1 protein-coding gene is annotated in these 2,708 nt (G+C 34.2%); it reads right to left on the reverse strand.

What is annotated here, in order from left to right:
* Positions 1–1,742: 1,742 nt before the first annotated feature.
* A complete protein-coding gene (locus tag ACNF42_RS08555) occupies positions 1,743–2,201 on the reverse strand; it encodes a GNAT family N-acetyltransferase (protein ID WP_443340352.1) in 459 nt (152 codons plus the stop codon).
* Positions 2,202–2,708: the final 507 nt, after the last annotated feature.

Genomic DNA, 2,708 nt, shown 5'->3' on the forward strand with positions numbered 1-2,708 from the left:
AATTATTTAAGAAATTTCATGGGAAATAGTGATAAAAAGGGATAATTAAGAAAATAAACAGTCAAAAATAGATTGATCTTTAGCGGTAATCAGGAAGTTATGCAGAAAATTTACAGAATAAGGTAGAAAATAGAAAACCTCTCTATTAATTCTTCCTCCATAAACTATTCTTTAAGAAATAGGTAATTTATAAATTTCTCTGAAATTTCATCTATCTGGGAATATCTGCCAATCCGGAAATAGTTGATCACGTTTTTTGCGTTCGTCAAAGTATTCTTTAATGTCCCACCATTCATTATTCCCCTTGAAGGAAATATCTCATTCTCCTACAGATCATTACGTTCATTAACAGTTAAACGAACAGGGAGCACTCCTTTGGATATCATTTTAACATTCACAATAAGAATCCATCCATTTATATTAATTGCCAGCTTTTTGAGAAGTTTTTGATCAGCCATTATCATGTGCATAAAAGAGATGAACTTCTCTTTAGAATAATCCATATATTTCTTCAATGCAGGAAGAAAATTTTTTCTTGTATTTCAATACGAATCTGTTCAAGATATGATATAAAAAAGGGAAAGAATTGAAAGGTCTATTTATTGATCTTACTCTTTATATTTCTTATGGACGAGTATGCAATCATTAGAATTTTTTATGGTCTATCATACTGAAAAGAAGTGATTTAAACCCGACATCTCATGCTTGCGAAGCATGCGATCTACCGCTGATCAACCGTTCCTAAGGGGCAATCTGTTTTCTATTCTAGTTTTTTTTCCTCTGGAAACTATAATCAAAGACGATTTACCGAAACAAAAACTATGCATAGTTTAGAGTGTGTCATCTTTAGACAACTGACGATTTTTATTATCTTCATTAGTAATTTTCTTGTATGGATCTTTATAGTCATGAGATTGTATGCATTTGCAATTAGGCAAATTGCATTGTCATATGATCCGTTCCTGGTGTAACAGAAATTCTCTGTTTTCATTATCCCTTATAGTATTTAGAATGTCCTCCTAATTTTCCCTATCATGGAATAAAGAGAAGATTATTCCCTCAGATCAGTTCCTATTCAGGCGTTCACCCATATCAGTTCGGGAACACCTCATCCTTTTCTCTGGTTCAATTATGGGTGAAGAATATGCGTTTTTGAATCTGTAGTCACATATGTCAGAGATATCTTAATCAGAATCTGTAAGAAAATGGGAGAAGTTTCCGAGAGAATCTAACATGTCTTGCGAAACCTTTGAATCATGTATGTTTCCTTTTGTAAAAGACCAGCCCATGATCTGATGAGTATCAATTCCCACAGATATATGGCACTTACTCCATATTTCCACACATTTGTTGTCCTGGGCAATCCACCATAAGGATCTCTGTAATTTCCCCAGCAATTTCTTCTCATTGCAGTGAATTACTTGCATGTGTGGATCACGAGTGAATACACTGATGCACATCCATTCATGGAATGCATGAAAACGATCTCAAGATTTATTGCATGCAGATCCCATGGTCCATATGGAAAAGTTAAAAGGGTTGGCTTATGATATTTAAGTTCCAGACTGACTGGTATTTGTGAAATGGTATCTGAAGGTCTTAAGTTAATATCAAGGCTAACAGGAAAGCACTTATTATAAGTTCAAGTGTAAGGCACTTAAATTAGATAAGGGAGCTTATGGTAACTATATGAAGAATTAATTTTCTATTTTTGCCTTTGCTGAATAATTGTATTTGTATTGCTATTGCAATTTTTTCTGAAGGATTACTTGATCATCCCAGCCTTTTATACTGGCTTTTTTATAACCCACTCTTGTAAATCCGTGGTTATAATAGAATTTCCTCGTCAACTTATATGGCTCATAGCTATCCTCATCAGGCAATGTCTCCACTTGAATAACATTCAATCGATGCTTCATTGCCTCTTCTTCAACCCATTTTAAAAGTGAGCCTCCTACTCCCTTTCCCTGATGCCCTCTTTCAACTGCCAGCCATAAAAGCTGCATTATTCCATCATGACTGTTGTAGCAAGCAAAGCCCAAAGTCTCTCCATTCTCAACCATTACTGCTAAATTATCAAAGAAAAGATCTGCTTCCATGTTTTTGATTCCAATCTCATTGAACCATTCGCCAAGCCCTTTGGCTATCCTTAGTGCATCTATGGCATACTTGTCCCCCTTCTCTGCCTTTATTATCTTCATATTTCCAATGACCTCCCTGTATTATTTCAGATTTTTGCCCATTGCTTTCGACATTTTCAGTCAATCTTCTCTTATGATACCATTCAATCATTATAACTTTATTCAGTGCTCCAATAAACTGTTTAAAGTCAATTCCATATGGCCTCTATAAGCATAATGTCTAAATTATATTGTGCCATTCCTTTTCGAACCTCTTTGTCGATTTCATTATCCGGCCAAGTAGACACTATTCTATATTTCTTTAAGCATTCATTCAGTTTTAAACTTGAGAGAAAAATTTTTTTTTGAATCTGTCTATTTTCACATTTTTCAATGGGCAAAAAGGATCGATAAATATTAAAAATGATAAAAATGATAAATATAAAGGGATCTCTTCAACTCTTTGGGGGTAAGTTATAAACACTCATTCATTTACATTTTGTGAAATCAGAGGAACTTTTCAGGAAGCTTCTAGGTTTAGAGGATCCATGGATCATTAAGGAAATAAAGTTCGACCACCAGGGAAAG

The organism is Cuniculiplasma thermophilum, assembly GCF_052315355.1.
GTDB lineage: Archaea > Thermoplasmatota > Thermoplasmata > Thermoplasmatales > Thermoplasmataceae > Cuniculiplasma.

Excerpts from the sequence above, each read along its gene's own strand:
- ACNF42_RS08555 (WP_443340352.1), bottom strand. The coding sequence starts at position 2,201 with ATGAAGATAATAAAGGCAGAGAAGGGGGACAAGTATGCCATAGATGCA.